Origin of the sequence: Amycolatopsis sp. CB00013, from assembly GCF_001905755.1 — a bacterium.
In the GTDB taxonomy this organism is placed as follows: Bacteria; Actinomycetota; Actinomycetes; order Mycobacteriales; family Pseudonocardiaceae; genus Amycolatopsis; species Amycolatopsis japonica.
The window spans coordinates 620,176-644,678 of the sequence record NZ_LIWC01000006.1 but is presented as its reverse complement, the minus strand read 5'-3'; the positions used below and the strand labels follow the sequence as shown (position 1 = coordinate 644,678).

The following is a 24,503-nucleotide window of genomic DNA, read 5'->3' as shown; positions in this document are numbered from 1 at the left end:
GAAGGCTCGCCCAGACCACGATGCGCCAGTTCCGGCGCATCGTGGTTTTCGTGCGCCGCAAGATCGTGTCGTTCAACGAACTGTGGCGGTATTCGCTGCAGTTCCGGGTCACCGTGTCCACCCTGGCGCTGTCGTCGGCCGTGGTGTTCGTGCTGGGCATGGTGCTGCAGAACCAGATCACCGATCGGCTGGTCGAGACCAAGCAGAACGCGGCGATCGCCCAGACCAGGGCGGTCGTCGAGACCGCGGCCGCCGAGCTGGTCGGTGTCGGCACCGAAAGCCCGGAAGCGCTCACCGCGCGGATGAGCAACGCGCTGAAGAAGATCTCCAGCACGACGTCCTCGCAGGACGGCGCGGGATCGACGGCGGGCACCTTCGAACCGGTGCTGGCCGCGGGCGGCCGCGACCAGTCCAGCAAACCGGTGGCCGCCGGTCCCTACGACCGGGTGCCGGTACGGCTGCGCCAGTTCGTCGAGACCGAGCAGCTCAGCTACCTGACCCACACGGTCACCGAGGCCGACGGCGGCAAGACGACATACCTGATCGTCGGCGCGCCGGTGAGCACGATGATCAACCCGCTCCAGCTCTACCTGCTGTACCCGCTGACCAGTGAGCAGAACACCGTCTCGACGGTGCAGAACACGCTGCTCGTCGGCGGGCTCGTCCTGCTGCTCCTGCTCGCCGGGATCACGAACCTGGTCACCAGACAGGTGGTCCGGCCGGTCCGGCAGGCCGCCGCGGCGGCCGAACAGTTCGCGGGCGGGGAACTCGACCAGCGGCTCGCCGTGCTCGGCGAGGACGATCTGGCCAAACTCGCCGTGTCCTACAACGAGATGGCCGCGAGTATCCAGCGGCAGATCCGCCAGCTGGAGGAGTTCGGCGGGCTGCAGCGCCGGTTCACCTCCGACGTCTCGCACGAACTGCGCACCCCGCTGACCACCGTCCGGATGGCTGCCGACGTGCTGCACGCGTCGCGCGAGCAGTTCCCGGCCGGGCTCGCCCGCTCCACCGAGCTGCTGGTCGACGAACTCGACCGGTTCGAGGCACTGCTCGGCGATCTGCTGGAGATCAGCAGGCTGGACGCCGGTGTCGAGGAGCTCTCGGCCGAGCTGATCGACGTCCGCCCGATCGCGACCAGGGCCGTCGAACAGGTCCGGGTGATCGCGGGCAACGCGGGAAGCTCGGTCGAACTGGTCCTCCCGGACGAGGAGGCGCCCGCCGAAGTCGACGCGCGCCGCGTCGAGCGGATCCTGCGCAACCTGCTGGCGAACGCGGTGGACCACAGCGAAGGGAACCCGGTGGTGCTGACGCTGGCGGTCAACGAGACCGCGGTCGCCATCACCGTGCGGGACCGCGGCGTCGGGCTCCGGCCCGGCGAGGCGGAACTGGTGTTCAACCGGTTCTGGCGCGCCGACCCGTCCCGTAACCGCCGGACCGGCGGCACCGGCCTCGGCCTCGCGATCAGCCAGGAGGACGCCCGGTTGCACGGCGGCGTGCTCGACGCCTGGGGCGAGACCGGCCACGGTGCCTGCTTCCGGCTCGTGCTGCCGCGGCGGCAGGACACGCCGATGGGGGAGAGCCCGCTGCTCCTGCCCCCGCCCGATCACAAGGCGACCGACACGCACGGGTCGTCCGGACTGCTCGAAGTCCGGCCCGCGCCCGACGCGATCCTCGCCGAGCCCGAGGAGGTCGGCCGGTGAAACGGCTGCTGGCCCTGCTCGCGGTGTTCCTGCTGGTCGCAGGCTGCGCGAACATCCCGCTCGAATCCCAGCCCGTCGTCGTCTCCGGGGACAAACCCGGCCAGGCGCCGGCGGACGTCCCCGAACCGGCGGCCGGGATCGACCCGCTGACCGTCACCCGCCAGTTCATCCGCAACTCGGCGGCGCCGGGCACGGCGAGCGCCGCCGCGCGCGTCTACCTCGACGACGACGCCCGGCGTAACTGGAAGCCGTCGCCGGGGCTGACGATCATCGACGACACCTTCGGCACCGTCTACGACACTTCGTCGTCGTCGGGGAACCCGGACGAGCAGGTCGTGAACGTCCGCGGGTTCAAACTCGGGACCCTCAGCCCCGACAGCGCGTTCCTCCCGGTGAAGGCGGAGTACTCGCAGCAGTTCAAGCTGCGGAAGCAGCAGAACGGCCAGTGGCGGATCGTGGACCCGCCGCAGGAACTCGCCGTCACCGACGAGGACTTCGCGCTCAACTACTTCCGGGTGCCGATCAGCTTCTACTCGCCGGACTCCGGCGCCTTCGTCCCCGACCTCCGGTACGTCGCGGCGAAACCGCAGGCCGGATTGCCCGGCCGGGTGATGGACCTGGTGCTGCAGGGCCCGTCGGAGGGGTTGAAGGGCGCGGTCAAGGATCTGCTCGGCGACCAGGTCACCATCGAAAGCAACGTGCGCAGCACGGACGACGGGACACTGGACATCAACCTGACCGGTGTCGGCGGGGCCAGCCTCGTGGACCGGAACCTGATCGCCGCGCAGATCGTCCTGTCGCTGCAGACGGTGACGCTGAGCCGGGTCCGGCTGCTGGCCGACGGCACCGCGCTGGTGCCGGAACACGAATACTGGCGCTCCAGCGAACTGCCCAACTACAACGTGGACATCGCGCCCAACTCGGAACTGCTGGGGCTGATGACCGTGAACGGGCGGGTCCGGTCGCTCGGCGACGGGCAGCCGGTCGGCGGGCCAGCGGGCAACGGCGGGTACAAGGTCGTCAGCGCCGCGCAGTCCGTCGACGGCAAACGCCTCGCGGTGGTCGAAGAACGCGACGGCAGGCAATGGCTCCGGGTCGGCGATCTCGGACACGACCTCGCGTCGGTGGACCTGTTCGGCGGCAGCCTGAGCCGCCCCACCTGGCGTCCGGTCGCCCGTGGTGGTGGCGGGGTCTCCGGTGAGGTCTGGACGGTGGTCGACCACAACACCGTCGCCAGGGTCACCCTGGCCGCGGACGGCCGCTGGGTGAAGGCCGGCGTCGACGCGACCATGCTCACCGGGCTGGGGCAGATCACCGAATTGCGCCTTTCGCGCGACGGGTCCCGGCTGGCCGCGGTGGTCAACGGGCAGCTGGTGGTCGCCTCGATCGTGCGGACGGCGGACTCGGTGGCGCTGCGGGCGCCGCGGAAACTGCAGGAACGCGACCTCAAGGACGTCGTCGACGTCGACTGGGCGACCCAGGACCACCTGATCGCCGCGACGTCGTCGAATTCGCTGCCGGTGGTCAAGGTGCCGCTGGACGGACAGCGGATGGACACCTTCAGCGGCTCGAACCTGACCCCGCCCGTGCACGGCGTCACCGCGGCGCCGAGCAGGCAGAACCTGGTCGCGGACGCGGGCGGGCTGTGGGTCGCCTCCGAACTGGGCGAGGTCTGGCGGCCGCAGGCGCACACCGTCACCGATGCGGACCCGTTCTACCCGGGCTGAGTTTCGCCGAAGTACATAAAGGCCCCCTTCCTTGCGCTCAGGTACAGGAAGGGGGCCTTCATGTACTTGGGGCTCGGGAGGGAGATGCGCCCAATGTGGCATTGGGGACGTTGGGTGGCCCCAATGCCACATCGGGCGCGCAGGTCCATGTCCTGAAGGCCACCGTTGAGACGTTCAGCGTCCTAAAGGTGGCCTTCAGGACATCGCCGAGGGGAGCAAGGGACCTTTAGTACCGCTAGCATTCCTAGCGCTGCTAGCGAAGCGGAAAGTCCGTGAAGGCCTCCTTGAGGGACCCTGAGTCCCTCAAGGAGGCCTTCACGGACCGGGACCCCCGTGCGAAGGAGCCCCGAAGCCCCAAAGCGCCCTTCTCCTCGATTGACTTTTTCAACGACGCCCAGCCATGACCGGCCCCCTCGCGACGCGAAGTGTCCAAAGCGGACCGGTCACGCCCCGGCGGCGTCCGGAACTGTCGGAGCCCCGGCCGACACTCGCCTCATGCCCAAACTCCTGGATCTCCTCATCCCCGCCCGTTGCGCGTCCTGCGGAGCGCCGGGCGCGCCCTGTTGCGCGACCTGTCAGACCGCTTGGGGTTCGCTCAGCGAGATCATCCGAGGCCCGACGGCCGGCCTCGTCCCCGTCTACGCACTGGCTCCCTACGCCGACGACGCCCGTCGCCTGATCCTCGCCTACAAGGAACGCGGCCGCCGCGACCTCGCCCCCTCCTTCGGCCGCGCTGTCGCCGAAGCCCTCGCCCACCTGCCCGAGCCAGTGTCGGAACCCTGCCTCGTCCCGGTCCCTTCGCGACGGTCCGCCTCGCGTGTCCGGGGTGGACCGCACGTCCGGCGCATCGCCGAGGAATGCGTGAAAGTACTGGAGGACAAGGGAAAGTCGGCGATGGTGGCACCCGTCCTCAAGCTCGGGGCCGGTGTCCGTGATGCGGTGGGGCTCACGCGCGTCCAGCGGTCGGCGAACCTCGACGGCCGTATTCGCCTGGTCCCGGGAGCCTGCCGGGAGAAGGTCGTTCTTCTTGACGACGTGATCACAACCGGAGCGACCGCCGCCGCTTGTACGCGCTTTTTGGACATAAGCGGAATTCACGTTTCCGCGGTGGTAGCGCTGGCCGCCGCCGGGTGATCGGGGCGTCACCTACAAGAGTGATGAATGATCGGGAACGGGAATGGGTACATGGGCGTTGACGGGATATGAGGGACCTTCTGGGGAACACTCCGACGGCCCGCCACTCCACCGGGGTGGCGGCGGATTCCCCCGGGCACGGCCCACTGGGCACCCTCCGCATTTTCCTGTCCGAAGGCTTGCGCCGTCCGCGTGAAAACAAATCACGGGGACGACGCCCGACAAGCCGGATTGTCCCGCTGGCCACAGGGTCGTCGTCGCGTGCGGTGACGAGGTCTCACGTCCTGATATCCCCCGGCTCGGGGGCTGTTGCTCGCGGCGTGATGCAGCTAACGTGCAGCGCTATCAGCAATCCCGGCAGGCAGGGAGGTGACCAGCCCATGTCCCTGGCGCCGGAGCCGCGCTGAGTCCGCGCTCGGACATCCGACACGAGACGTCGTGGCCGTATGCCGAGTTCCCTCACCGCCCGCGATCCGGGCTTCGTCCCCGCATTACCGGCGCCCTAGTGAACACATCTACAGCTCGCAGTCATTTCAGCGAGGGAGGTCGTGTATGGACATCGTCGTTAAGGGCCGCAACGTGGAGGTGCCCGACCACTATCGGGCACTCGTCAGCGAAAAGCTGGCCCGGCTAGAGCGCTACGACAAGAAGGTCATCCGTTACGACGTGGAGCTCTTCCACGAGCCCAATCGCAGGCAGTCGAAGAACTGCCAGCGCGTCGAAATCACCGGTAAGGGCCGTGGCCCCGCCGTACGCGCCGAAGCGTGTGCCGGCGACTTCTACGCAGCGCTGGATTCCGCACTGAACAAGCTCGAAAACAGGTTGCGGAAGACACACGACCGCCGGCGCGTGCACTACGGCCGCAGCCGCCCGGAATCCGTCGCCGAGGCGACTTCGATGGCGGCCGCCGGTGGAATGACCACCGACACCCGACATCTGGCGGGTACCGCTGTGCTCGAAGCGCCGGAGGCCGAACCCATGGCCAACGGTTTCGCTGTCGAGAGCGGTGACTTCGAGATGCCCCAGCAGCAGCGCTGGGATGACGGGGTGACCGAACACCAGCCCGGTCGCGTCGTCCGCGAGAAGAAGCATGACGCGGAGCCCATGACGGTCGACCAAGCTCTCTACGAGATGGAACTGGTCGGTCACGACTTCTACCTGTTCAACGACTCCGACGCCGGGTGCCCGAGCGTCGTCTACCGGAGGCGAGGCTTCGACTACGGCGTCATCCGGCTCAGCTAGCCGGCCACTACTGCCCTGACGGCGGCCCGCACGCGTCCCGTGCGGGCCGCCGTCATGTCCGGATCAGGCAGGACCCGCCCCCGTCTCGTCAGGTACCGACAGACGGTGCGTGCGCGAACACCGAGGTGTTCCCTACGATGGGGGCGGACGGTGGTGCGTTACCAGGCACCGCCGCGGACGAGATTGCCCGGGACCGGCTCGGGTGCGATCACAATCAGCTAGTGAGGTCGACCGGATGGTGCTGAACCGCCTGCTCCGCGCGGGCGAGGGCAAAATGGTGAAGCGGCTGCGACACATCGCCGATCACATCAACACCCTCGAAGACGACGTCAAGGAACTTTCGGACACCGCGCTGCGGGCCAAGACCGAGGAGTTCCGTAAACGGCACGCGGACGGCGAGTCACTCGACGACCTCCTGCCGGAGGCGTTCGCGGTGGCGAGGGAAGCGGCTTGGCGCGTGCTCGGCCAGCGTCCCTACGACGTCCAGCTGATGGGCGGCGCCGCGCTGCACCTCGGCCAGGTCTCGGAGATGAAGACCGGTGAGGGCAAGACCCTGACCCAGGTCCTCCCCGCGTACCTGAACGCCGTGTCCGGCAAGGGCGTGCACGTCATCACGGTGAACGACTACCTCGCCAAACGTGACGCCGAGTGGATGGGCCGCATCCACCGCTTCCTCGGCCTCGAGGTCGGGGTCATCCTGGCCGACCAGACGCCCGAGGTCCGCCGCCAGCAGTACGCCGCCGACATCACGCACGGCACGAACAACGAGTTCGGCTTCGACTACCTCCGCGACAACATGGCGTGGAGCCTCGAGGACTGCGTGCAGCGTGGCCACAACTTCGCGATCGTCGACGAGGTGGACTCCATCCTCATCGACGAGGCCCGGACGCCGCTGATCATCTCCGGCCCGGCGGACCAGTCCTCGCGCTGGTACGTCGAGTTCGCCCGGATGACGCCGCTGATGAAGGCGGACATCCACTACGAGGTGGACATCCGCAAGCGCACCGTCGGTGTCACCGAAAAGGGTGTCGCCTTCGTCGAGGACCAGCTCGGCATCGACAACCTCTACGAGGCCGCGAACACGCCGCTGGTCGGCTACCTGAACAACGCGCTGAAGGTCAAGGAGCTCTACAAGCGCGACAAGGACTACATCGTCCGCGACGGCGAGGTCCTCATCGTCGACGAGTTCACCGGTCGCATCCTGCACGGCCGCCGCTACAACGAGGGCATGCACCAGGCGATCGAGGCCAAGGAAGGCGTCGAGATCAAGGCCGAGAACCAGACGCTCGCCACGATCACGCTGCAGAACTACTTCCGGCTCTACGACAAGCTGTCGGGGATGACCGGTACCGCCGAGACCGAGGCGGCCGAGTTCCACCAGACCTACAAGCTGGGTGTGGTGCCGATCCCGACGAACAAGCCGATGGTCCGCGCCGACCAGGCCGACCTGATCTACAAGACCGAGCAGGCCAAGTTCGAGGCCGTCGCCGAGGACATCGCCGAGCGGCATGAGAAGGGCCAGCCGGTGCTGGTCGGCACCACGAGTGTCGAGAAGTCCGAGCACCTGTCGAAGCTGCTGCTCAAGCTGGGTGTCCCGCACGAGGTCCTCAACGCCAAGCACCACGACCGGGAGGCGCTGATCGTCGCCCGCGCCGGGCGCAAGGGCGCGGTCACGGTCGCCACCAACATGGCGGGCCGCGGTACCGACATCGTGCTCGGCGGCAACCCGGACATCATCGCCGACGAGGTGCTGCGCGACCGCGGCCTCGACCCGGTGGAGCACTCCGAGGAGTACGAGGCCGCGTGGCCGAAGGTGCTCGAAGAGGTGCAGGCCGACACGAAGGCCGAGGCCGAGGAGGTCCGCGAGGCCGGCGGGCTCTACGTGCTCGGCACCGAGCGGCACGAGTCGCGCCGGATCGACAACCAGCTCCGCGGTCGTTCCGGCCGTCAGGGCGACCCGGGCGAGTCCCGGTTCTACCTGTCGCTCGGTGACGAGCTCATGCGCCGCTTCAACGCGACGATGGTCGAGCGGGTCATGACCACCATGCGGCTGCCGGACGACGTGCCGATCGAGCACAAGATGGTCTCCAAGGCGATCAAGAGCGCTCAGACGCAGGTCGAGCAGCAGAACATGGAGATCCGCAAGAACGTCCTCAAGTACGACGAGGTCATGAACGAGCAGCGCAAGGTGATCTACGCCGAGCGTCTGCGCGTCCTCGAAGGCGAAGATCTGCGCGAGCAGATCGAGCACATGCTGGTCGACGTCATCAACGCGTACGTCACCGAGGAGACCTCCTCGGGCTACGCGGAGGACTGGGACCACGAGAAGCTGTGGACGGCGCTGAAGCAGCTGTACCCGGTCAAGGTCACCTGGGAAGAGCTCACCGAGGACGACGACCTCGACGCCGACAGGCTGCGTGAGGCGCTGCTCGAAGACGCCCATCGCGCGTACGACGAGCGCGAGGCCGAGATCGACGGCAAGGTCGGCGAAGGCGCGATGCGGAGCCTGGAGCGTCAGGTGATGCTCACCGTGCTCGACCGCAAGTGGCGTGAGCACCTCTACGAGATGGACTATCTCAAGGAGGGCATCGGCATGCGTGCCCTGGCGCAGCGCGACCCGGTCATCGAGTACCAGCGCGAGGGCTACGACATGTTCCGCGCGATGCTGGAGTCGCTGAAGGAGGAGGCCGTCGGCTTCCTGTTCAACCTCCAGGTCGAGCAGGCCGAGCCCACCACCCCGGCGCCCGAGTCCGCGTCCGCGCTGCCCGCCGGTGTCGGCTCCGGGAACGGCCAGGCCGCGAACGGCGACGGCAGGCACGCCCGCCCGACGCCTCCGCAGGGTCCGGCGACCGACACCGAATCCGTGCCTTCCGCCTTGCGGGGCAAGGGACTCGGCGGTGGTTCGCAGACCGGGCTGACCATGTCGGGCCCGTCCGAAGACGGCGGCGTCGAGTCGCATTCGGACAGTGCCGGCAGCGCCGGTGGCGACCAGAGCGGAACCCGCCGGGAGCGTCGCGCCGCGCAGCGCGCCTCCCAGAAGAAGGGCAAGAAGGGCCCGCGCCGCTAAAGGCCCCAAGCGCGTGAAGGCCTCCTTCCCCCGGCTGAACCGAGGGAAGGAGGCCTTCACGCGCATCAGGCCGCGAGAGCGGAGACCCGTCGCGGAGGCTTCAGCAGATGGAAGCGGGTGCACACCCAGCCCGACGGCGTCCGCTCGAAGCGGGCCGCCAAGGCGAGGCAGCGTCCGTTCTGTTCGACGGTCGCGCAGGCTTCGACGACGCCGTCCGCCGGGTGACCCAAGTGGACCGACTTCGGCCGGTAGCCGCCCGCCGGACGACGAAGGCCGCTTTCGAGCAGTGCGTGGTGGAGCGCCGGGTCGAGGATCGGCCGCACCTGGACCGCCGGACGGCGGCCGTCACAGGCTTCGAGGATGGTGGTCAGCAGCCTGCCGATCTGCCTGCCGTCCGGGGTGTCCGGTGACGGCAGCGGTTCCTCCACGACGCTTTCCCCGGCCAGCGGCAGATCCAGCACGAGCTGGTTGTCCGGCGACGCCGCCCGGTGCACCAGGCCGTCCGGCCGGTCGGCGACCCGGTACGGCGGTTCGTACGGTTCGAGCCGTCTCAGTACGTACGACTTCATCGAGCAGTCCCCCTCCGCGGCCCCTCGGCCACGCCCAGCAACTAAGGGGCAGGCGGCGGGCGAAGCCGCGACAAGGACCGCCCGAGAGGATGAACCGGGCGGTGATCGCTTGTGTACGGTGAGCGCGTGCTGAAAGGGCTGGTCGTCGACTACGCCGGGGTGCTCACGGACGTGGGCGCGGACGAGCTGTACGCCTTCCTGCGCTCGGCCAGGGAGCGCGGCATCAAAACGGCCTTGCTCTCGAACGCCCCCGGCGCGTCGGACGAGGCCAAGCGGTCACTCGGCCCGTTCTTCGACGCACTCGTCTTCTCCGGCGAGGTCGGCGTGGCCAAACCCGAACGCGAGGTCTACCTGCTCACCGCGGGTCTGCTCGACCTGCCCGCCGACCGGTGCGTGTTCGTCGACGACGCCGCGCACAACGTCCGCGCGGCGATCGCGGCCGGGATGGCGGGAGTGCACCACACGTCGGTCGAGGAGACCCTGACCGAGCTCAGCGCGTTGTTCCCGAAGCCTTAGTGGCCGCCCGGCGCACCAGCTCGAACGACAGCACCGCGGCGGCGGCCGAGACGTTCAGCGACTCGACTTCGCCGGGCATCGGGATCGACACCCACTCCGTCACCAGTTCGCCGACCTCGGCGCCGACGCCGTTCGTCTCCCCGCCCAGTACGAACGCCGCGCGCTGCGGCAGTTCGACGTCGAACACCGAACTGCGTGCCGAAGCGCCCAGCGCGTAGATCCCGTAGCCGGCTTCGGTGAGCATCTCGGCCGCCTCGCGCGCGCTGCCGCATCGCAGCACCGGCGCGCGGAACGCGACCCCGGCCGAAGCCTTGACCACCATCGGGTCGAGGGCGGCGACCCCGCGCCGCGGCACCACGACCCCCTCCAGTCCGGCGGCGGTCGCCGTGCGCAGGATCATCCCGACGTTCGCCGGGGTGGTGATGCCGTCGAGCAGCAGCACCCGCGACGGCGGCCTGCCATCGGACAGCGCCGCGTGCAACGAACGCATACGCGGGGCGACGACGTCGGCCAGCACGCCCTGGTCCTGCTTGCCGTTGCCCGCCAGCACCTTGACGCGATGCGCGCTCGCCCGCTGCACCGGCACCCCGGCGGCTTTCGCGGCACGCTGGATCTCGGCGGCGTTCGGCCCGCGCACGGTGTCGGCGAGGATCACCTTGTCCACCTCGAGCGCCGCGTCGTCCAATGCCTCGAGCACCGGTTTGCGGCCGTACACCGTCAGGAACCGGTCCTTCGGCGAGATCACCGACTCATCACCCACACCGGCGAGTGTCCCACTATGTAAGGATCGGCCCATGCCCGACCGCCTCTCCGCGCTGGACGCCTCGTTCCTGTACGTGGAAGACCACTCGACCCCGATGCACGTCGGCGGCGTGGCGATCTTCGAGCGACCGCGCGAGGGCTTCACCCACGAGCGGCTGCTCGACCTGATCGGGCAGCGCCTGGCGTTCCTGCCGCGTTACCGGCAGCGGGTGCTGGAGGTGCCCGGTCACCTCGCCCGGCCGGTGTGGGTCGACGACGTCGACTTCGACCTGAACTACCACGTCCGGCGGTCCGCGCTGCCCCAGCCGGGCTCCGACGGCCAGCTGTTCGACCTCGTGGCGCGGCTGATGTCGCGGCGGCTCGACCCGGGAAGGCCGCTCTGGGAGGCGTACTTCGTCGAGGGGCTCGCGGGCGACCGCGTCGCGCTGGTGACCAAGACGCATCAGTCGGTCGTGGACGGGATCGGCACCATCGAGATCGGGCAGCTGATCCTCGACGCCACCCCGCAGGAGCCGGAACCGTTCGACGACACCTGGCATCCGCGCCGGGAACCGAGCCGCACGCAGCTGATCCTCGACGCGGTCGCCGAGACCGTGCAGCGGCCGACGGAGCTGGTGGAGAACGTCCGCTCCATCGCCCACGACGCCACCGCGATGGCGGGCAAGGTCACCGAAACGGTCGGAGACGTCGCTTCGGCGCTGAAGACCATGGTGAATCCGGCGCCGTCCGGACCGCTCAACGTCCGCACCTCCGGCGGCCGCATGTTCGCCGGGGTCCGCACGCGGCTGGAGGATCTCCGCAAGGTCCGCGCCGCGCACGGCGGCACGGTCAACGACGTCGTGGTCGCGGTGATCACCGGCGCGCTGCGGGAATGGCTGCTCTCCCGCGGCTCGAACCTGACCGCGACGACCACCGTGCGCGCGCTCGTGCCGATGGCCGTCCGCGACGCCGAGACGGCCGAGTACTCGACGCCGGCGCTGGTCGGCAATCAGGTCGACGCCTACCTGGTCGATCTCCCGGTCGGGGAGCCGAACGCGGTCCTGCGGCTGCAGCACATCGGCCACGCGATGGCGGATCACCTCGACTCTGGCCGTTCGGTCGCCGCGCGCGGGCTGCTGACGGTCGGCGGTTTCGCCCCGCCGACGCTGCATTCGCTCGGCGCGCGGGTGGCCGGGTCGATGTCGGGACGTATTTTCAACGTGCTGATCACGAACTCGCCGGGCCCGCAGGTGCCGCTCTACGCGGGACAGGCGAAGATGGTGGAGATGTTCCCGGTCATGCCGCTGGTGCGCAATCAGGCGCTGGCGATCGGGGTCACCTCGTATCACGGCGGTGTCTACTTCGGACTGAACGGCGATCGCAAGGCCGTGTCCGATGTGGACCTGCTCGCCGGGATGATCGAGGAATCGTTGGAAGAGCTGAAGGGTGCGCACTGGTGAGGGTCTATCTACCCGGGACGATCGCGATGCTCCGTGAGCTCGAAACCGCCGGAGAGCTCCGGGCGCGCAGCGGCACGGGATTCGCGCTGACCCCGGCGCTGCGGGAGTCCTACGCCAGCGGATCCGACGAAGAACTCGAGTACGCCGCGCTGCTCGACGCCGCCAGGGCGTCGCTCCGGCTGATCGCGGCCGAGGAGAAGCCAGAGCCGCGGCGGGTGGTGATCTCGGCCGACATCGACGAGGTCACGCTGCGCCCGGATCTCGACGCCGCCGTCGTCCGGCTGGCCGGGCCGGTGAAGATCGCCGACGTCGCCGCGATCCACGTCGACGCGGCCGAAGCCGCCGAGTCCGTCCAGGCCGCCGCCGCGGTGATCGACCAGGCCGACCTCGGCGATCCGGACGCCGAGTTCACCCTCGGCGACGCCGAAGACCACGAACTCGCCTGGTACGCGCCCCAAGAGCTCCCTTTCCTGCTGGAACTCCTCTAGCCCCTCTCGCGTTTCGTCCTCTGAATGCGGTCCTTGCACGCGCAAGGACCGCATTCAGAGGACGAAACGCGTCAGAACCAGGACGGGCCGGGCGCCGGGCGTTCGGGGCGCCAGCCGGTCGCCTCGGTGAGCCGGGTCGAGACGACGCGCTGCGAGCGCGCCAGCACCGACATCAGGCCGAGCCGGTTCGCCAGCCATTTCGGCAGCGCACGCGGCCGCCGGACCCCGGCCGCGGCGGCCATCGCCTCGCCGAGTTCCTGTTTCCGCACCGGATCCGCAGCCAGGTTGTAGACGCCGCTCGGTGCCCGCAACGCCGCGATCGCGCCCGCCGCCGCGTCGTCCGGATGGATCGCCGCGGTCCAGTCGGTCCGGCGGCCGAAGATGAGCGGCGAGCCTCGCCGCGCGGCCGCCAGCATCGTCCTGGTCATCGGGTCGTCGCCGACCAGCAGCCCGATCCTCAGCCGGATCGCGGTGCGTCCCTCGTCCGCCAGCTCCGCGATGTTCGCGTGCGCCACCGTCGAAGACGCGATGTTGCCGCGCAGCGCGAGCGGCGCGTCCTCGTCCAGTTCCTCGTCGCCGCCGTCGGCGTAGACGAACGAAATCCCTTCCTGCACCACGATTCCCAGCTCGCCGACCCGCCGCACGGCGGCCGCCAGGGTCCGGCTGCCGGTGATCCGCACGCGGTCGTTCTCGGCCCAGCCGGACAGCTTCATCGCCCGCCGCGCGTCCGGGATCCGGGTCGCGACGTTCACCACCGCGTCGTGCCCCCGCAGCGCGCCTGCCAGCGAATCGACGTCGAACAGCGAACCCCGCACCGGTTCCGCGCCGGTCGCGCGCACCGCGGCGACCCTGTCCACGTCGCGGGCAAGGCCGCTCACCTCGTGGCCTTCCGCCAGCAGACGCCGCACCAGCGGACGCCCCAGCATTCCGGTCGCCCCGATCACCATCACGCGCATGTTCGCTCCTCGAATCCGGCCTTCACGAACCCGACGAGACGGGGGAGCGGAACGTGACGGATCAGCCCGCCGGGATCTCCCCGATCTCCTCCGGCGGAGGCGCTTGGATGTCGGCCTGCGTTCCCCACTCGCTGTAGCGCGTGACGATCTTGGCGGTCGCGCTGTCCGGGGCCCCGGAAGCGGCGAGGACGGGGGCGAGGTCGAGCACGATCTGCAGCGGCAAGCGCGCGTCGTCGAGCCAGACCTCCATGGGGAGCTTCCCGACCTTGCCCCGCAGTTCGGCGACGGCCTCGGCCGACAAACCGGCGGGCAGGTCGCCGCCCAGCGCGGCCAGGTCGACGTCCAGCCGATAGCGCTCGGCGGACATCCCGTCGAGTTCGCCGTGCTCGGATCCGGTGACCGTGCCCGCCTTCCGTACCTGGTCGAGCGCGCGGGCGGGGTCGTTCTGCTTCGCCAGCTGGTCGATGCTGCCCCCGGCGACCTGCGAGAACGGGTCGGCGCCGTCGGGGGAGACCTTGACCCACGGTTTCCCGCCGGGCACCTCCTCGCGGGCGGTCTCGGGCACCTTGGCGAAGACGATCTTGTCGACCAATCGGAGTTCGATCGGCTCGCCGAGGAAGTCCGTGGTCATGGCCAGCGCGGTACCCGTCCCCGCGACCTTGGCCTGCCCCTGGCTCTTCGACCGCATCGTCCCCGCCGTGACATCGGTGGTGAACTTCGCGGCCTTGCCGTTCATGGCGGACGAGGCCCCGTCGGCGAGCGCGCGGGCGTCGGCGAACGAGACGGAGTCGCTGTCACAGGCGGCGAGCAGCACACCGAGTACGAGCACGACGGTGGACAGGGCCGTTCTCCGCATGAGGACCTGCTTTCGATCGCGGGCACCCAAGCGAAACACAGCCGCGGGCCACGCCCCGATCGGGGGAACGGCTCAGCGGCTGTCGCCGACCGCCTCGGGCGGCGGCGCGATGATGACCACATCCGAAGCCCAGCTGTCGTATTTGACCGTGGCCTTGCCCATGCTGACCTGCACCGGGCGCTGCTCGGCGTCCAGCCACACCTCGGCGGGCGCGCCATCGAGGTCGAGGACGTACCGCGTGGCGGCCGTGCCGTTCACGTCGGCCTGTTCGGATTTGGTGACCTTGCCCGACTTCGAGATCCGTTCGATCGTCCGGGTCGGATCCATCGTCTCGACGACGTTCGTCATCAGCGCGCCGTTGTCGGTGGAGAGCGCGTCCTTGCCGTCGGCGGTGATCTTGACCCATTCCTTGTCGGTCTTGAGCTCCTGGACCTGCGTGTCCGACAGGTGGTAGTAGAGGACGCCGTCGGCGAAGATCAGGTCCCGTTTCTCGCCCGCGACCTCGGCGACCATGGAGAACTTGCTGTTCGGCCCCTCGTAGAGCCCGGAACTGGTGACCACGACCTTGCGGCCGTCCTCCGCGGTGGTTTCGAGCGAGATCTTGGACGAACGGGCCTTTTGCGTGCCCGCGGCGGCGACCGTGGCCAGTTGCGCCGCGTCGTTCACCGGTCGCGCCGCCGGTTTCTCTTCGCCGGAACAGCCGCCCACGAGCAGGAGAGCGCTACAGACGACGGCGAATCCGGTGGCACGCATGGGACTCCCTCGGGTGAATGGTCTGTACCACCACCGTAGTGCCTGTCGCGTGAATTTCCACCGTCCGATGGTTCGGAAGCGCGTGAAGGCCCCCTTCCCTCGGCTCAGCCGAGAGAAGGAGGCCTTCACGCGCGGGCAGGGGTTAGTTGCCCGCCTTCTTCAGCAATTCGGTGTAGTCGGCCACCTCGGCGGCCGGCGGTGCGGTGACGTTCACCGGCGTGCCCCAGTCGCTGTAGGTGTAGGTCGACTTGACCTCGCCGGCTTCAGATGCTCCGGCCGACTTCATGACCGAGGTCAGATCCATGGTCAGCTTCAGCGGGAGCTGCTCGGCGTTGAACCACAATTCGGCCGGAACCCGCAGATCTTTGTCCCCGAGTCGCTTCTCGATCTCGGCCCGCTGGTCGGCGGGGACATCGCCGCCGAGGAACAGTTCGATCTGCTTCTTGACGTCGTACTCGACGAAGTAGTGGTTCACCGGGACGCCGTCCAGCTGGGTCTGCTCGGACCGGATGATCCGCCCGGCCTTCTCGATCAACTCCAGCTGTTTCGCCGGGTCGCCCATCTCGAACGACCGCAGCAAGGCCTTCCCCATGGCCTTCGCCCGGGGATCCGCGCTGTTCAGCTCGATCTTCCCCCAGGCCTTGTCCGTCTTGAGTTCGGCCTGTTCCGACGGGGGCAGCTTGAGGTACAGCGTCTGGTCGACCAGACGCAGGACGCCTGCTTCGCCCGCGATGGTCATGTTCGCCTCGATCTTCGAGGCCGGGCCGTCGTAGTACGCCAGCAGAGTGCCCGTGACCTTGGCGTCTTTGGTGATGGCGTCGATGGTCGTCTTGGACGACTTCGTCTTCCGCGTCCCCTGCTTCGCGGCCTCGACGAGGCCGAACGCGTCGGTGAACGGGTTGGCCAGCGCGAGCTCGCCGCCCTTGTTCTCGGCCGTCGCGCCAGGGCGGGTGCCGCAGCCCGTGACCACGAGGGTCAGGGCCGCGGCCACCGCGATCAGCCTGTGGGTGGCGCGCATCTACCGGCCGCCGGCCTTCTTCATGATCTCGGCCAGGTCGCCGACCTGGTCGGCGGGCGGGGCGGTGACCTCCACCGGGGTACCCCAGTCGGAGTACTTGACCGTGGTCTTGGCGACGCCGTCACCGGCGACGCCCATGGCCTTCATGAACGCCGTCTGGTCCGACACGACCTGCACCGGCAGCTGGTCGGCGTTGAGCCACAGCTCGGTCGGGATGGTGACGTTCTTGCCCTTCAGCTTCGCGTCGAGCTGCTTTTGGACCTCCGCCGGGAACGGCACGCCCACTTCGCCCGCGATGAGGGCGATGGCCTTCTCGACCTCGATTTCGACGACGTAGTGGTTGGTGAGCTCACCGTTCAGCTCGACCTGGTCCGACTTCGTGATCTTGCCGGCCTTCGAGACCTGCTCGAGGGTGCGCGACGGGTCACTGTCCTTGATGGCCTTCGACATCACCTTGCCGAGCATCTGCGAGATGGGGTCCTGGCCGTCGGCGGAGATCTTCACGTACGACTTGTCCGTCTGCATCTCGGCCTTGTCGGACGCGTCGAGCTTGAAGTACAGCGCGCTGTCGACGAAGAGGATCTCCAGCTTCTTGCCGTCGCTGTCCATGGACATCGAGAACTTGGTGTTCTCTCCGTCGTACATGCCCTGTCCGGTCGCCGTCTGCTTCTGGCTGCCGGCGACGCTCTCCATCGTCACCTTGGACGACTTGGCCTTCTTGGTGCTCTCGCGGGTCAGCGCCGCGAGCTGGATCGGGTCGCCGAGCGGCGACGAAAGCAGGCTCTTCCCCTCGGAAGGAGCAGGAGCGGGAGCAGCCGCGCCGGGCTGCGTCTCGCCACCGCAAGCGGACAGCGCCAGGACGGCGGCCGTGGTGATGGCGGCGAGCATGGTTACGCGCTTCAAGTGGGACCCCTCAGAAAGTTGATCTAATCCGAACGGGGTATCGCGCAAGATCGGATTTAGTTACCGATCGTCGTCATGCCCGGCTCGGGAACCCAGAAGGCGGCGCAAAGACTCCAGTCGTTCGTGACTGGCGTCACCATCCGTGACCACGTCGTCGAGCGCGCAGTCCGGGTCCGAAGGCGGTCCGAGATGACCGCAGCCGGACGGACACTCTTCGGCGGCCGCGGCGAATTCCTCGAACGCGAGCACGATGTCGTCGGCGGTCACATGCGCCAGCCCGAACGAGCGGACGCCGGGGGTGTCGACCACCCAGCCGCCGCCGGGCAGGGGGAGCGCGACGGCCGCGACGGACGTGTGCCTGCCCTTGCCGACCGCGCTGACCACGCCGGTCGCCAGTCCGGCGTCGGGAACCAGGCGATTGACCAAAGTGGACTTGCCGACTCCGGAATGCCCGACCAGCGCGGTGAGCCTGCCCTTGAGCCGCCCGGTCAGCTCTTCCGGATGTTCGTCGTGCCGGGTGACCACGGCCGGGATGTCGAGGCCCGCGTAGCCGGCGAGGAGTTCGTCCGGGCTCGCGAGGTCGGCCTTCGTCAGGCAGAGGACCGGTTCGAGACCGCCCGCGTAACAGGCGACGAGACACCGGTCGATGAATCCGGTGCGCGGCGGGGGATCGGCCAGCGCGGTCACGATCAGCAGTTGCTCGGCGTTGGCGACCACCACGCGTTCGAAGGGGTCGGTGTCGTCCGCGGTCCGGCGCAGCACACTGGAGCGCTCGTCCACCCGGATGATGCGGGCGAGGGTGTCCGGTTTCCCGCTCACGTCGCCGACGATGCCGACGGTGTCGCCGACGACGACCGGAACCCGGCCCAGCTCACGGGCGCGCATCGCGGTGACGACGCGGTCCGGATCGGAGTCGATCGCGCAGGTCCAGCGGCCGCGGTCCTTGCCGATGACCATCGCCGTGGAGGCGTCCGCGTGCTCGGGACGGCGTTTGCTGCGCGGCCTGGTGCCCTTGCCGGGACGGATCCGCACGTCGGATTCGTCCAGCCTGCGCCAGTCCTTGCCCGCCAAACCGCCTCCTGCTCTTCGAACACCGCGGAACAATGATCCCATGCTGCTCGCCATCGTCTGGCCGGCGTGTAACGATGGCTGTCGATTAGGGAGGTTTTCGCATGTGCGGGCGTTATGCCGCCACCAAGGACCCGGCGGCGCTGATCGACGAGTTCGCCGCGGTTGACCTGACCGAAGGCCGGATCCGGACCGATCACAACGTGGCGCCGACCAAGGACGTGCCCACCGTCGTGCAACGGCATCCGCGTGACGCCGACGGCGCGGTGCTCGAAGACGAACCCGCCGTCCGGTCGCTGCGGATGATGCGCTGGGGCCTGGTCCCGTTCTGGGCGAAGGACCCCGGTGTCGGCTCGAAGATGATCAACACGCGCGCCGAGACGGCGAAGGAGAAGCCGTCCTTCAAGAAGGCGGTTTCGGCGAGGCGCTGCCTGGTCCCCGCCGACGGCTGGTACGAGTGGCGGCGTGACGGCAAGGAGAAGCAGCCCTTCTTCATGACCGGACCGGGTGACGGCTCGCTCGCGTTCGCCGGGATCTGGGAGACCTGGCGGCCGAAGGACGCCAAGGACGCCGATCCGCTGATCACCTTCTCCGTGATCACCACGGACTCGGTCGGCAGGCTCACCGACATCCACCACCGCATGCCGCTGCTGATGCCGCGCGAGAAGTGGGACACCTGGCTCGATCCGGACCGGCCCGACGTCACCGACCTGCTCGTCCCGCCCCCGGTGGACCTGGTCGACACGATCGAGCTGCGGCCGGTGTCCAGCCTGGTCAACAACGTCCGCAACAACGGCCCGCAGCTGCTGGATCGCGTCGAACCCGCCGCCGACAGCGCGCTCTTCGAGCTGCCGAACCCATGACGAAACTCGAGATCGACACCGCCTACGGCCCCGCGCGGGCCGAGCTGCACTGTGCTGAAGAAGGGGTCGCGGTCCTGATGCTCGGGCACGGCGCGGGCGGCGGGATCGGGGCGAAAGACCTGGTCGCGGTCACCCGCGCGGCGCAGGCCGCCGGTGTCCACGTCGCGCTCGTCGAGCAGCCGTACCGCGTGGCGGGCCGCCGGGCGCCCGCTCCCGCCACTCAGCTCGACACCGCCTGGCTCACCGTGGCCGACGAGATCTCCGAGCGCTTCGACGACCTCCCGATCGTGTTCGGCGGCCGGTCGTCCGGGGCCCGCGTCGCCTGCCGGACCGCCGCGGCGGGGCAGGCGGTGGCGGTGCTCTGCCTGGCCTTCCCCGAGCATCCGCCGGGAAAGCCGGAGAAGAGCCGGCAGGGTGAATTGGACGCCGTCGAGGTCCCGACCCTGGTGGTGCAGGGCGAACGGGACCCGTTCGGCCTGCCCAAGGCCGGGCCGCATCACGAGATCGTGGTGCTCCAGGGGGATCACAACCTCAGCGCCGACCTCGAAGGCGTGTCACGCGCGGCCGCCGAGTGGCTGGAGCGTGTGCTGCGGCCGCTGACCTGAGAACCGTCGCCGGGCGTAGTGCACGGTGACCACGGCCAGCAGCGGGCCCCAGAGCAGGAGCGGCGCGTAACAGGCCGCCATGACGATGTCGTAGACCGGCGAGTCCTCCCTGGTTCCCGGCGGCACCGAAGACCCGGCCTGAGTCCAGCGGAACAGCCATTGGACGCTCAGCCCGATCAGGACGATCGCCCCCGCGGCGGCCGGGAGGATCGCCGCGAGCGGCGGGATCCGGCGGCCGCGCAGCCCCGGGATCCAGCGCGGCCAGACCTCACCCCACGGCCGGACCAGCCCGAGGGTGAGGAACGCGAGCGCTTCGGAGAGCAGGCTCAGGCCGAAGACGTAGGCCGTGCCCCAGCCGGGGATCCCGAACTCGGCCAGTCCCCGCGCGGTGAACCCGACCGGGAGGCCGAGGCCCATCGCGATCCGCCACAGCCCGGACGGCACCGTCACCAGCGCCGCCGCGTGGGCGGCGAGGTTCGCCCATCTCGGTACGCCGGGCAAGGTCTCGGTCATTTCGTCGCTCCCGGGAGTCGTCGTTCGTTCGCCGACGACGATTCCCTGGCGCGGCCGCGCGATCTTCCCGCTGGGGACCGACCGCGCTCCCTCTCGCGGGTGAGCCCCTACCCCCGCGTTTCGTCCTCTGAATGCGGTTCTTGCACGCGCAACTACCGCATTCAGAGGACGAAACGCGGGGAGTGGTCAGCCGGCGATCGGGGCCACCACGGCGCCCGTGAGCCGCGCCAGATCGCCGGGCGCGAGTTCGACCTCCAGCCCGCGCCGTCCCGCCGAGCAGTGCACGGTCTCGAACTTCTCCGCCGACGAGTCGATCACCACCGGCAGCCTGCTGCGGTGCCCGAGCGGCGAGATCCCGCCGAGCACGTACCCCGTCGCGCGCTGCGCGGCGGCGGGGTCGGCCATCTTCGCCTTCTTCCCGCCCGCGGCGGCCGCCAGCGCCTTCAGATCCAGCTGGCCGGTGACCGGGACCACACCGACGGTCAGTTTCCCGTCGACCTCGGCGACCAGTGTCTTGAACACGCGCGCGGGGTCGAGCCCCAGCGCTTCGACGGCTTCGAGGCCGTACGACTCGGCCCGCGGGTCGTGGTCGTAGGCGTGCAGAACATGCGCCACTTTCTGCTTCACCAGCAGCGCCGTCGCCGGGGTTCCCTTGCCTGCCATGGGCGGAGTCTACGAGCGGCCCGGGAATGCCCGGCCGGGCGTCACTGTTGAAAGGCACGTGTCCACCACACTCGAAGCCCCCCGAATCCTGATCCCGCGCACGCCGGGCGGCCAGGTGATCCGTCCGCGCGTAAACTCGGCGACGTCTCATGCGCACAAGCGCATCGACGCCGATCGGGAAGGGAACGGTTTGCCGAGCACGCAGAATCCCGCGCCGGACACGGGCACGGACGCCGAAGAGGCGGCCGCGCGGGCCGAGCGCTTCGAGCGGGACGCGATGCCCCTGCTCGACCAGTTGTACTCGGCCGCCATGCGGATGACCCGGAATCCCGCCGACGCGGAGGACCTCGTCCAGGAGACGTACCTGAAGGCGTACGCGGCCTTCGCGTCTTTCAAGGCGGGTACGAACCTCAAGGCGTGGATGTACCGCATCCTCACGAACACCTACATCAACGGCTATCGCAAGCGTCAGCGCCAGCCGGTGCAGCAGCCCACCGAGGAGATCACCGACTGGCAGATCGCCAAGGCGGAGAGCCACACCTCCAGCGGGTTGCGTTCGGCCGAGGTCGAGGCGATGGACAACCTGCCCGACGCCGACGTCAAGGAAGCGCTGCAGAAGCTGCCCGAGGAGTTCCGCCTCGCGGTCTACCTCGCCGATGTCGAAGGTTTCGCGTACAAGGAGATCGCCGAGATCATGGACACGCCCATCGGCACCGTGATGTCCCGGCTGCACCGCGGCCGCGCCCAGCTCCGTGACCTGCTCGCCGACGTCGCGCGCGAGCGCGGCTTCATCCGCGCGGGCAAACAGCAGGAGGTGGCGGGGCGATGAGCGAGGACTACTGCGCCGGAGCGGACGACAAGGTCAGGTGCGAGGAGGCCCTCGCCGACATCTACCTGCTCCTGGACAAGGAGTGCAGCGCCGAGCGCGACGCCGCCCTCCGCAAGCACATCGAAGACTGCCCGCCGTGCCTCGAGGAATACGGCATCGACGAGCACATCAAGCAGTTGCTCGCCCGCAAGTGCGGTGGCGACCACGCGCCGGACGACCTGAAGTCCCGGCTGCGGGCCTCCATCCGCCAGACCGTGCAGACCAAGGGCTCGATCACCATCGAGCGCACCGAGGTCAAGATCGAGCAGACGTTCGAGTAACCACGGCCCAGGACACACGAAGGCCCCCGTACCGGATCGGTGCGGGGGCCTTCGTCGTCTGATCGATGATCAGGAGTTGGGCTTCTTGCCGTGGTTCGCGCCGTTCTTCTTACGGTCGCGACGCTTGCGGGCGCGCTTCGACATGTTTCACTCCTCGTCCGAGTGGCCCGCGCGGGGTGATACGACACCGCTGGGCCAGGGTCAACCTCTCCAGTGTGTCATGCGGCCCTCACCCTGCTTGGATGGGGACGTGTCCACCCTTTCCGATCTCCTCGCGGAGAACACCGGCCTGTCCGGTCAAGCCGCGGACCATCTCCAGACCGTGGTCGCCGAATGGCAGCTGCTGGCCGACCTGTCCTTCGCCGACTTCCTGCTCTGGGTCGCCGTGTCGGAGGAGCTACAGCCCGATGGCGGCGACTTCGTCTGCGTCGCGCACGCGCGCCCGACGACGGCGCCGACCGCCCATCCGGAGGACGTCGTCGGCTCCCGGTTCACCGAGGACGAGCATCCGCAGCTGGCCAAGGCGAGCCGCGAGGTGCGGATCTGCCGCGAAGAGGATCCGCATTGGTACCGCGACCTGCCGATGCGGCGTGAGGCCATCCCGGTGGTGTTCGGCGGCTCGGTGATCGCCGTCCTCAGCCGCGAGACCAACCTGGCCGCCTCGCGCGTGCCGAGCCCGCTCGAGATCGCCTACCTCGGCAGCGCGGGCGACCTGTGCCAGATGATCGTCGACGGCACCTTCCCCAGCCCGGGTAATCAGACGGACACCCACACCAGCCCGCGGGTCGGCGATGGCCTCATCCGCCTCGACCCGACCGGCACCGTGGTCTTCGCCAGCCCGAACGGGTTGTCGGCCTACCACCGGATGGGGCACGAATCGGATCTCGTCGGCCAGCGTCTCGCGCCGCTGACCAGGTCGCTCATCCGTGACCCGTTCGACGCGACCGAGGTGTCGCACCGGATCATCGAGGCGCTCGACGGCAAGCCCAGCAGCCGCACGGAGGCGGATTCCCGGCGCGGCGCCGTCGTGCTCTTCCGTGCGCTGCCGCTGCGCCCCGCCGGGCAGGCCGCGGGCGCGCTCGTGCTGGTGCGCGACGTCACCGAGGTGAAGCGCCGTGACCGCGCTCTCCTTTCGAAGGACGCGACCATCCGCGAGATCCACCATCGCGTGAAGAACAACCTGCAGACCGTCGCCGCGCTGCTGCGGCTCCAGTCGCGCCGGACCTCCAGCGAGGAGGCGCGGCTCGCGCTCGGCGAATCCGTGCGCCGGGTCTCGTCGATCGCGATGGTGCACGAGGCGTTGTCCATTTCGGTGGACGAGCGGGTCGATCTCGACAAGCTGCTCGACAACGTCCTCCCGATGGTCGGCGAGGTCGCGACGGCCGAATCGCAGGTCGGGCTTTCGCGCACGGGCTCGTTCGGCGTCGTCGTCGCCGAGATCGCGACGCCGTTGGTGATGGTGCTGGCCGAGCTGGTCCAGAACGCCATCGAGCACGCCTTCCCCGACGGACGGCCGGGCAAGGTCGAGCTCGTGGTGGAACGCTCGGCGCGCTGGCTCGACGTCGTCATCCGCGACAACGGGCGCGGGCTGCCTTCGGGGTTCTCGCTGGAACGCAGCGACGGCCTCGGGCTCCAGATCGTGCGGACCCTGGTTGAGTCGGAACTGCGCGGATCGCTGTCGATCCGGGGATTGCGCGGGGATTCCGAAGAGACGGCCGGTCGCAGGCTGGGCACCGAAGCCGCCTTGCGCATCCCGCTGTCGCGACGTCTGTAGTGGACTGTCGCGTTTGATCGTCCTCAATGGACAGTCTCACCCGGACACGTTTTAGGGCCGGCGCCCGAAGAGAAGTGGCGCCGGCCCTGTAACGGTTCCGCGGGAGGACTTGTGAAAAGTCCGCTGAAGCCACACCCCCTCGGGGGCGTGTCGGCCTCGCTTGTTAAGCTCAAGTCGGGTAGGTGTCACCTCGCGGCGCAGGGCCATAGCGCCACTGCACCGCGGGATTACCCGAGGCTTGGGGTTGTTACTCAGTTTTTGGTGATGCGATGAAGCGTGCGTGAGTTGAAAAACTCAGGCGGAGGTACGCGTGCCGATGTGCGTACGACGGCGCTTCAGGGCCCGTCGCTCGTCCTCGCTCATCCCGCCCCAGACGCCTGCGTCCTGCCCGCTGGCCAATGCCCAGGCCAAGCAGTCGGAAGCGACGGTGCAGCGGTGGCACACGGCCTTCGCCTGCGCTACCTGCGACAGAGCAGGACCGCTGGTTCCCACCGGGAAGAACAGCTCGGGGTCCTCGTCTCGGCAGGCCGCGTCGTGGCGCCAGTCCATGTTTCTGAGCTCCTTCATAACGGCGCGGTACTCCGCGCCATAGTCGTCATGGCGGTCGTTTTTTTGGGTGCTTGTGAATGCTTTCACGAAGCACCCGTTTCGACAAGGGTTTTCTGAAGATCGGTGAGTCAGCTCACCCGGCCGAGCGACGCTTCTGACCTGCGGTTTCGTTCCGAAACGGCCTTCCGA

25 protein-coding genes are annotated in these 24,503 nt (G+C 69.0%); 13 read left to right on the top strand and 12 right to left on the bottom strand.

All coding sequences use genetic code 11. The features are described from left to right. The first annotated feature begins 20 nt into the window (after positions 1–20). From mtrB to secA, 5 genes are all read left to right on the top strand, one after another. Entirely contained in the window at positions 21–1,700 is a 1,680-nt protein-coding gene (gene mtrB, locus AMK34_RS36605) for an MtrAB system histidine kinase MtrB (RefSeq protein WP_435826540.1), read from the top strand. Beyond that, positions 1,697–3,427, top strand: coding sequence for an LpqB family beta-propeller domain-containing protein (locus AMK34_RS36600; protein ID WP_073848377.1), 1,731 nt, complete (start codon positions 1,697–1,699; stop codon positions 3,425–3,427). The genes mtrB and AMK34_RS36600 overlap by 4 nt, the downstream gene beginning before the upstream one ends. A gap of 495 nt (positions 3,428–3,922) precedes the next feature. Further along, positions 3,923–4,561, top strand: a complete 639-nt coding sequence (locus tag AMK34_RS36595; RefSeq protein WP_073848376.1) for a ComF family protein — start codon at positions 3,923–3,925, stop codon at positions 4,559–4,561. 552 nt (positions 4,562–5,113) lie between these two features. Continuing rightward, positions 5,114–5,803: a ribosome hibernation-promoting factor, HPF/YfiA family gene (gene hpf, locus AMK34_RS36590; protein WP_007028981.1), complete on the top strand. Its 690-nt coding sequence runs from the start codon at positions 5,114–5,116 to the stop codon at positions 5,801–5,803. Between the two features lie 235 nt (positions 5,804–6,038). Next, positions 6,039–8,870 carry a preprotein translocase subunit SecA gene (secA, locus tag AMK34_RS36585; protein ID WP_038508620.1) on the top strand — a complete coding sequence of 944 codons (2,832 nt, stop codon included), beginning with the start codon at positions 6,039–6,041 and terminating at the stop codon, positions 8,868–8,870. A gap of 65 nt (positions 8,871–8,935) precedes the next feature. Here the strand turns inward: secA and AMK34_RS36580 are convergent, their stop codons facing one another. Continuing rightward, positions 8,936–9,439, bottom strand: coding sequence for an Rv3235 family protein (locus AMK34_RS36580; protein ID WP_038508623.1), 504 nt, complete (start codon positions 9,437–9,439; stop codon positions 8,936–8,938). 111 nt (positions 9,440–9,550) lie between these two features. Between AMK34_RS36580 and AMK34_RS36575 the strand changes: the two genes are divergently transcribed. Continuing rightward, on the top strand, positions 9,551–9,955 hold the full coding sequence (locus tag AMK34_RS36575; RefSeq protein ID WP_073848375.1) for an HAD-IA family hydrolase: 405 nt from the start codon (positions 9,551–9,553) through the stop codon (positions 9,953–9,955). Here the strand turns inward: AMK34_RS36575 and AMK34_RS36570 are convergent. Then, a complete protein-coding gene (locus AMK34_RS36570) occupies positions 9,930–10,715 on the bottom strand; it encodes a TrmH family RNA methyltransferase (protein ID WP_038508629.1) in 786 nt (261 codons plus the stop codon). The two genes, AMK34_RS36575 and AMK34_RS36570, sit on opposite strands and share 26 nt — an antisense overlap. 34 nt (positions 10,716–10,749) lie before the next feature. Here AMK34_RS36570 and AMK34_RS36565 point away from each other — a divergent pair, with 34 nt between their 5' ends. Together AMK34_RS36565 and AMK34_RS36560 are read left to right on the top strand one after the other, a co-directional pair. Next, the gene (locus tag AMK34_RS36565) at positions 10,750–12,156 is read left to right on the top strand and encodes a WS/DGAT/MGAT family O-acyltransferase (RefSeq protein ID WP_038508632.1); all 1,407 of its coding nucleotides are present in this window, start codon (positions 10,750–10,752) and stop codon (positions 12,154–12,156) included. After that, positions 12,153–12,644, top strand: a complete 492-nt coding sequence (locus AMK34_RS36560; RefSeq protein WP_125733624.1) for a DUF6912 family protein — start codon at positions 12,153–12,155, stop codon at positions 12,642–12,644. Before AMK34_RS36565 ends, AMK34_RS36560 begins: the two co-directional genes overlap by 4 nt. 71 nt (positions 12,645–12,715) lie before the next feature. On the opposite strand, the gene AMK34_RS36555 is transcribed toward AMK34_RS36560, so the two are convergent. From AMK34_RS36555 to rsgA, 6 genes are all read right to left on the bottom strand, one after another. Further along, complete coding sequence (locus AMK34_RS36555) at positions 12,716–13,600, bottom strand: NAD-dependent epimerase/dehydratase family protein (protein ID WP_073848374.1); 885 nt, start codon at positions 13,598–13,600, stop codon at positions 12,716–12,718. A 61-nt stretch (positions 13,601–13,661) separates the two neighbouring features. Then, positions 13,662–14,456 carry a hypothetical protein gene (locus AMK34_RS36550; protein ID WP_073848373.1) on the bottom strand — a complete coding sequence of 265 codons (795 nt, stop codon included), beginning with the start codon at positions 14,454–14,456 and terminating at the stop codon, positions 13,662–13,664. 72 nt (positions 14,457–14,528) lie between these two features. Beyond that, complete coding sequence (locus tag AMK34_RS36545; RefSeq protein WP_073848372.1) at positions 14,529–15,209, bottom strand: hypothetical protein; 681 nt, start codon at positions 15,207–15,209, stop codon at positions 14,529–14,531. A 142-nt stretch (positions 15,210–15,351) separates the two neighbouring features. Next, positions 15,352–16,227 (bottom strand): hypothetical protein, encoded by an 876-nt coding sequence (locus AMK34_RS36540; RefSeq protein ID WP_038508643.1) that lies wholly within the window; start codon positions 16,225–16,227, stop codon positions 15,352–15,354. Beyond that, positions 16,228–17,130: a hypothetical protein gene (locus AMK34_RS36535; RefSeq protein WP_051972345.1), complete on the bottom strand. Its 903-nt coding sequence runs from the start codon at positions 17,128–17,130 to the stop codon at positions 16,228–16,230. Positions 17,131–17,190: 60 nt separating this feature from the next. After that, a complete protein-coding gene (gene rsgA, locus AMK34_RS36530; RefSeq protein ID WP_038508649.1) occupies positions 17,191–18,201 on the bottom strand; it encodes a ribosome small subunit-dependent GTPase A in 1,011 nt (336 codons plus the stop codon). Between the two features lie 101 nt (positions 18,202–18,302). On the opposite strand from rsgA, the gene AMK34_RS36525 reads away from it, so the two are divergent. Continuing rightward, the gene (locus AMK34_RS36525) at positions 18,303–19,061 is read left to right on the top strand and encodes an SOS response-associated peptidase (RefSeq protein ID WP_073848371.1); all 759 of its coding nucleotides are present in this window, start codon (positions 18,303–18,305) and stop codon (positions 19,059–19,061) included. Next, the gene (locus AMK34_RS36520; RefSeq protein ID WP_038508654.1) at positions 19,058–19,666 is read left to right on the top strand and encodes an alpha/beta hydrolase family protein; all 609 of its coding nucleotides are present in this window, start codon (positions 19,058–19,060) and stop codon (positions 19,664–19,666) included. The genes AMK34_RS36525 and AMK34_RS36520 overlap by 4 nt, the downstream gene beginning before the upstream one ends. Here AMK34_RS36520 and AMK34_RS36515 read toward each other — a convergent pair. Together AMK34_RS36515 and ybaK are read right to left on the bottom strand one after the other, a co-directional pair. After that, entirely contained in the window at positions 19,616–20,179 is a 564-nt protein-coding gene (locus tag AMK34_RS36515; RefSeq protein WP_038522409.1) for a hypothetical protein, read from the bottom strand. The two genes, AMK34_RS36520 and AMK34_RS36515, sit on opposite strands and share 51 nt — an antisense overlap. A gap of 186 nt (positions 20,180–20,365) precedes the next feature. Further along, on the bottom strand, positions 20,366–20,842 hold the full coding sequence (gene ybaK, locus AMK34_RS36510; RefSeq protein WP_038508656.1) for a Cys-tRNA(Pro) deacylase: 477 nt from the start codon (positions 20,840–20,842) through the stop codon (positions 20,366–20,368). A 190-nt stretch (positions 20,843–21,032) separates the two neighbouring features. Between ybaK and AMK34_RS36505 the strand changes: the two genes are divergently transcribed. Together AMK34_RS36505 and rsrA are read left to right on the top strand one after the other, a co-directional pair. Then, the gene (locus AMK34_RS36505) at positions 21,033–21,671 is read left to right on the top strand and encodes a sigma-70 family RNA polymerase sigma factor (protein ID WP_026466946.1); all 639 of its coding nucleotides are present in this window, start codon (positions 21,033–21,035) and stop codon (positions 21,669–21,671) included. Beyond that, entirely contained in the window at positions 21,668–21,991 is a 324-nt protein-coding gene (rsrA, locus tag AMK34_RS36500; RefSeq protein WP_037341057.1) for a mycothiol system anti-sigma-R factor, read from the top strand. The genes AMK34_RS36505 and rsrA overlap by 4 nt, the downstream gene beginning before the upstream one ends. Before the next feature lie 69 nt (positions 21,992–22,060). Here rsrA and AMK34_RS43990 read toward each other — a convergent pair whose 3' ends face one another. Beyond that, a complete protein-coding gene (locus AMK34_RS43990; RefSeq protein WP_369299112.1) occupies positions 22,061–22,135 on the bottom strand; it encodes a 50S ribosomal protein bL37 in 75 nt (24 codons plus the stop codon). A 106-nt stretch (positions 22,136–22,241) separates the two neighbouring features. On the opposite strand from AMK34_RS43990, the gene AMK34_RS36495 reads away from it, so the two are divergent. Then, positions 22,242–23,765 carry a sensor histidine kinase gene (locus AMK34_RS36495; RefSeq protein WP_073848370.1) on the top strand — a complete coding sequence of 508 codons (1,524 nt, stop codon included), beginning with the start codon at positions 22,242–22,244 and terminating at the stop codon, positions 23,763–23,765. Positions 23,766–24,059: 294 nt separating this feature from the next. Here AMK34_RS36495 and AMK34_RS36490 read toward each other — a convergent pair whose 3' ends face one another. Then, the gene (locus AMK34_RS36490; protein WP_007028999.1) at positions 24,060–24,314 is read right to left on the bottom strand and encodes a WhiB family transcriptional regulator; all 255 of its coding nucleotides are present in this window, start codon (positions 24,312–24,314) and stop codon (positions 24,060–24,062) included. Positions 24,315–24,503 lie beyond the last annotated feature (189 nt).

What these genes read in the sequence shown, in the direction of transcription:
- secA (WP_038508620.1), top strand. Translation starts at nt 6,039, where the DNA reads ATGGTGCTGAACCGCCTGCTCCGCGCGGGCGAGGGCAAAATGGTGAAG.
- AMK34_RS36550 (WP_073848373.1), bottom strand. Translation starts at nt 14,456, where the DNA reads ATGCGGAGAACGGCCCTGTCCACCGTCGTGCTCGTACTCGGTGTGCTG.
- AMK34_RS36555 (WP_073848374.1), bottom strand. Translation starts at nt 13,600, where the DNA reads ATGCGCGTGATGGTGATCGGGGCGACCGGAATGCTGGGGCGTCCGCTG.
- ybaK (WP_038508656.1), bottom strand. Translation starts at nt 20,842, where the DNA reads ATGGCAGGCAAGGGAACCCCGGCGACGGCGCTGCTGGTGAAGCAGAAA.
- rsrA (WP_037341057.1), top strand. Translation starts at nt 21,668, where the DNA reads ATGAGCGAGGACTACTGCGCCGGAGCGGACGACAAGGTCAGGTGCGAG.
- AMK34_RS36540 (WP_038508643.1), bottom strand. Translation starts at nt 16,227, where the DNA reads ATGCGCGCCACCCACAGGCTGATCGCGGTGGCCGCGGCCCTGACCCTC.
- AMK34_RS36525 (WP_073848371.1), top strand. Translation starts at nt 18,303, where the DNA reads ATGTGCGGGCGTTATGCCGCCACCAAGGACCCGGCGGCGCTGATCGAC.
- AMK34_RS36490 (WP_007028999.1), bottom strand. Translation starts at nt 24,314, where the DNA reads ATGGACTGGCGCCACGACGCGGCCTGCCGAGACGAGGACCCCGAGCTG.
- AMK34_RS36595 (WP_073848376.1), top strand. Translation starts at nt 3,923, where the DNA reads ATGCCCAAACTCCTGGATCTCCTCATCCCCGCCCGTTGCGCGTCCTGC.
- AMK34_RS36515 (WP_038522409.1), bottom strand. Translation starts at nt 20,179, where the DNA reads ATGACCGAGACCTTGCCCGGCGTACCGAGATGGGCGAACCTCGCCGCC.
- AMK34_RS36565 (WP_038508632.1), top strand. Translation starts at nt 10,750, where the DNA reads ATGCCCGACCGCCTCTCCGCGCTGGACGCCTCGTTCCTGTACGTGGAA.
- mtrB (WP_435826540.1), top strand. Translation starts at nt 21, where the DNA reads ATGCGCCAGTTCCGGCGCATCGTGGTTTTCGTGCGCCGCAAGATCGTG.
- hpf (WP_007028981.1), top strand. Translation starts at nt 5,114, where the DNA reads ATGGACATCGTCGTTAAGGGCCGCAACGTGGAGGTGCCCGACCACTAT.
- AMK34_RS36580 (WP_038508623.1), bottom strand. Translation starts at nt 9,439, where the DNA reads ATGAAGTCGTACGTACTGAGACGGCTCGAACCGTACGAACCGCCGTAC.
- AMK34_RS36545 (WP_073848372.1), bottom strand. Translation starts at nt 15,209, where the DNA reads ATGCGTGCCACCGGATTCGCCGTCGTCTGTAGCGCTCTCCTGCTCGTG.
- AMK34_RS36520 (WP_038508654.1), top strand. Translation starts at nt 19,058, where the DNA reads ATGACGAAACTCGAGATCGACACCGCCTACGGCCCCGCGCGGGCCGAG.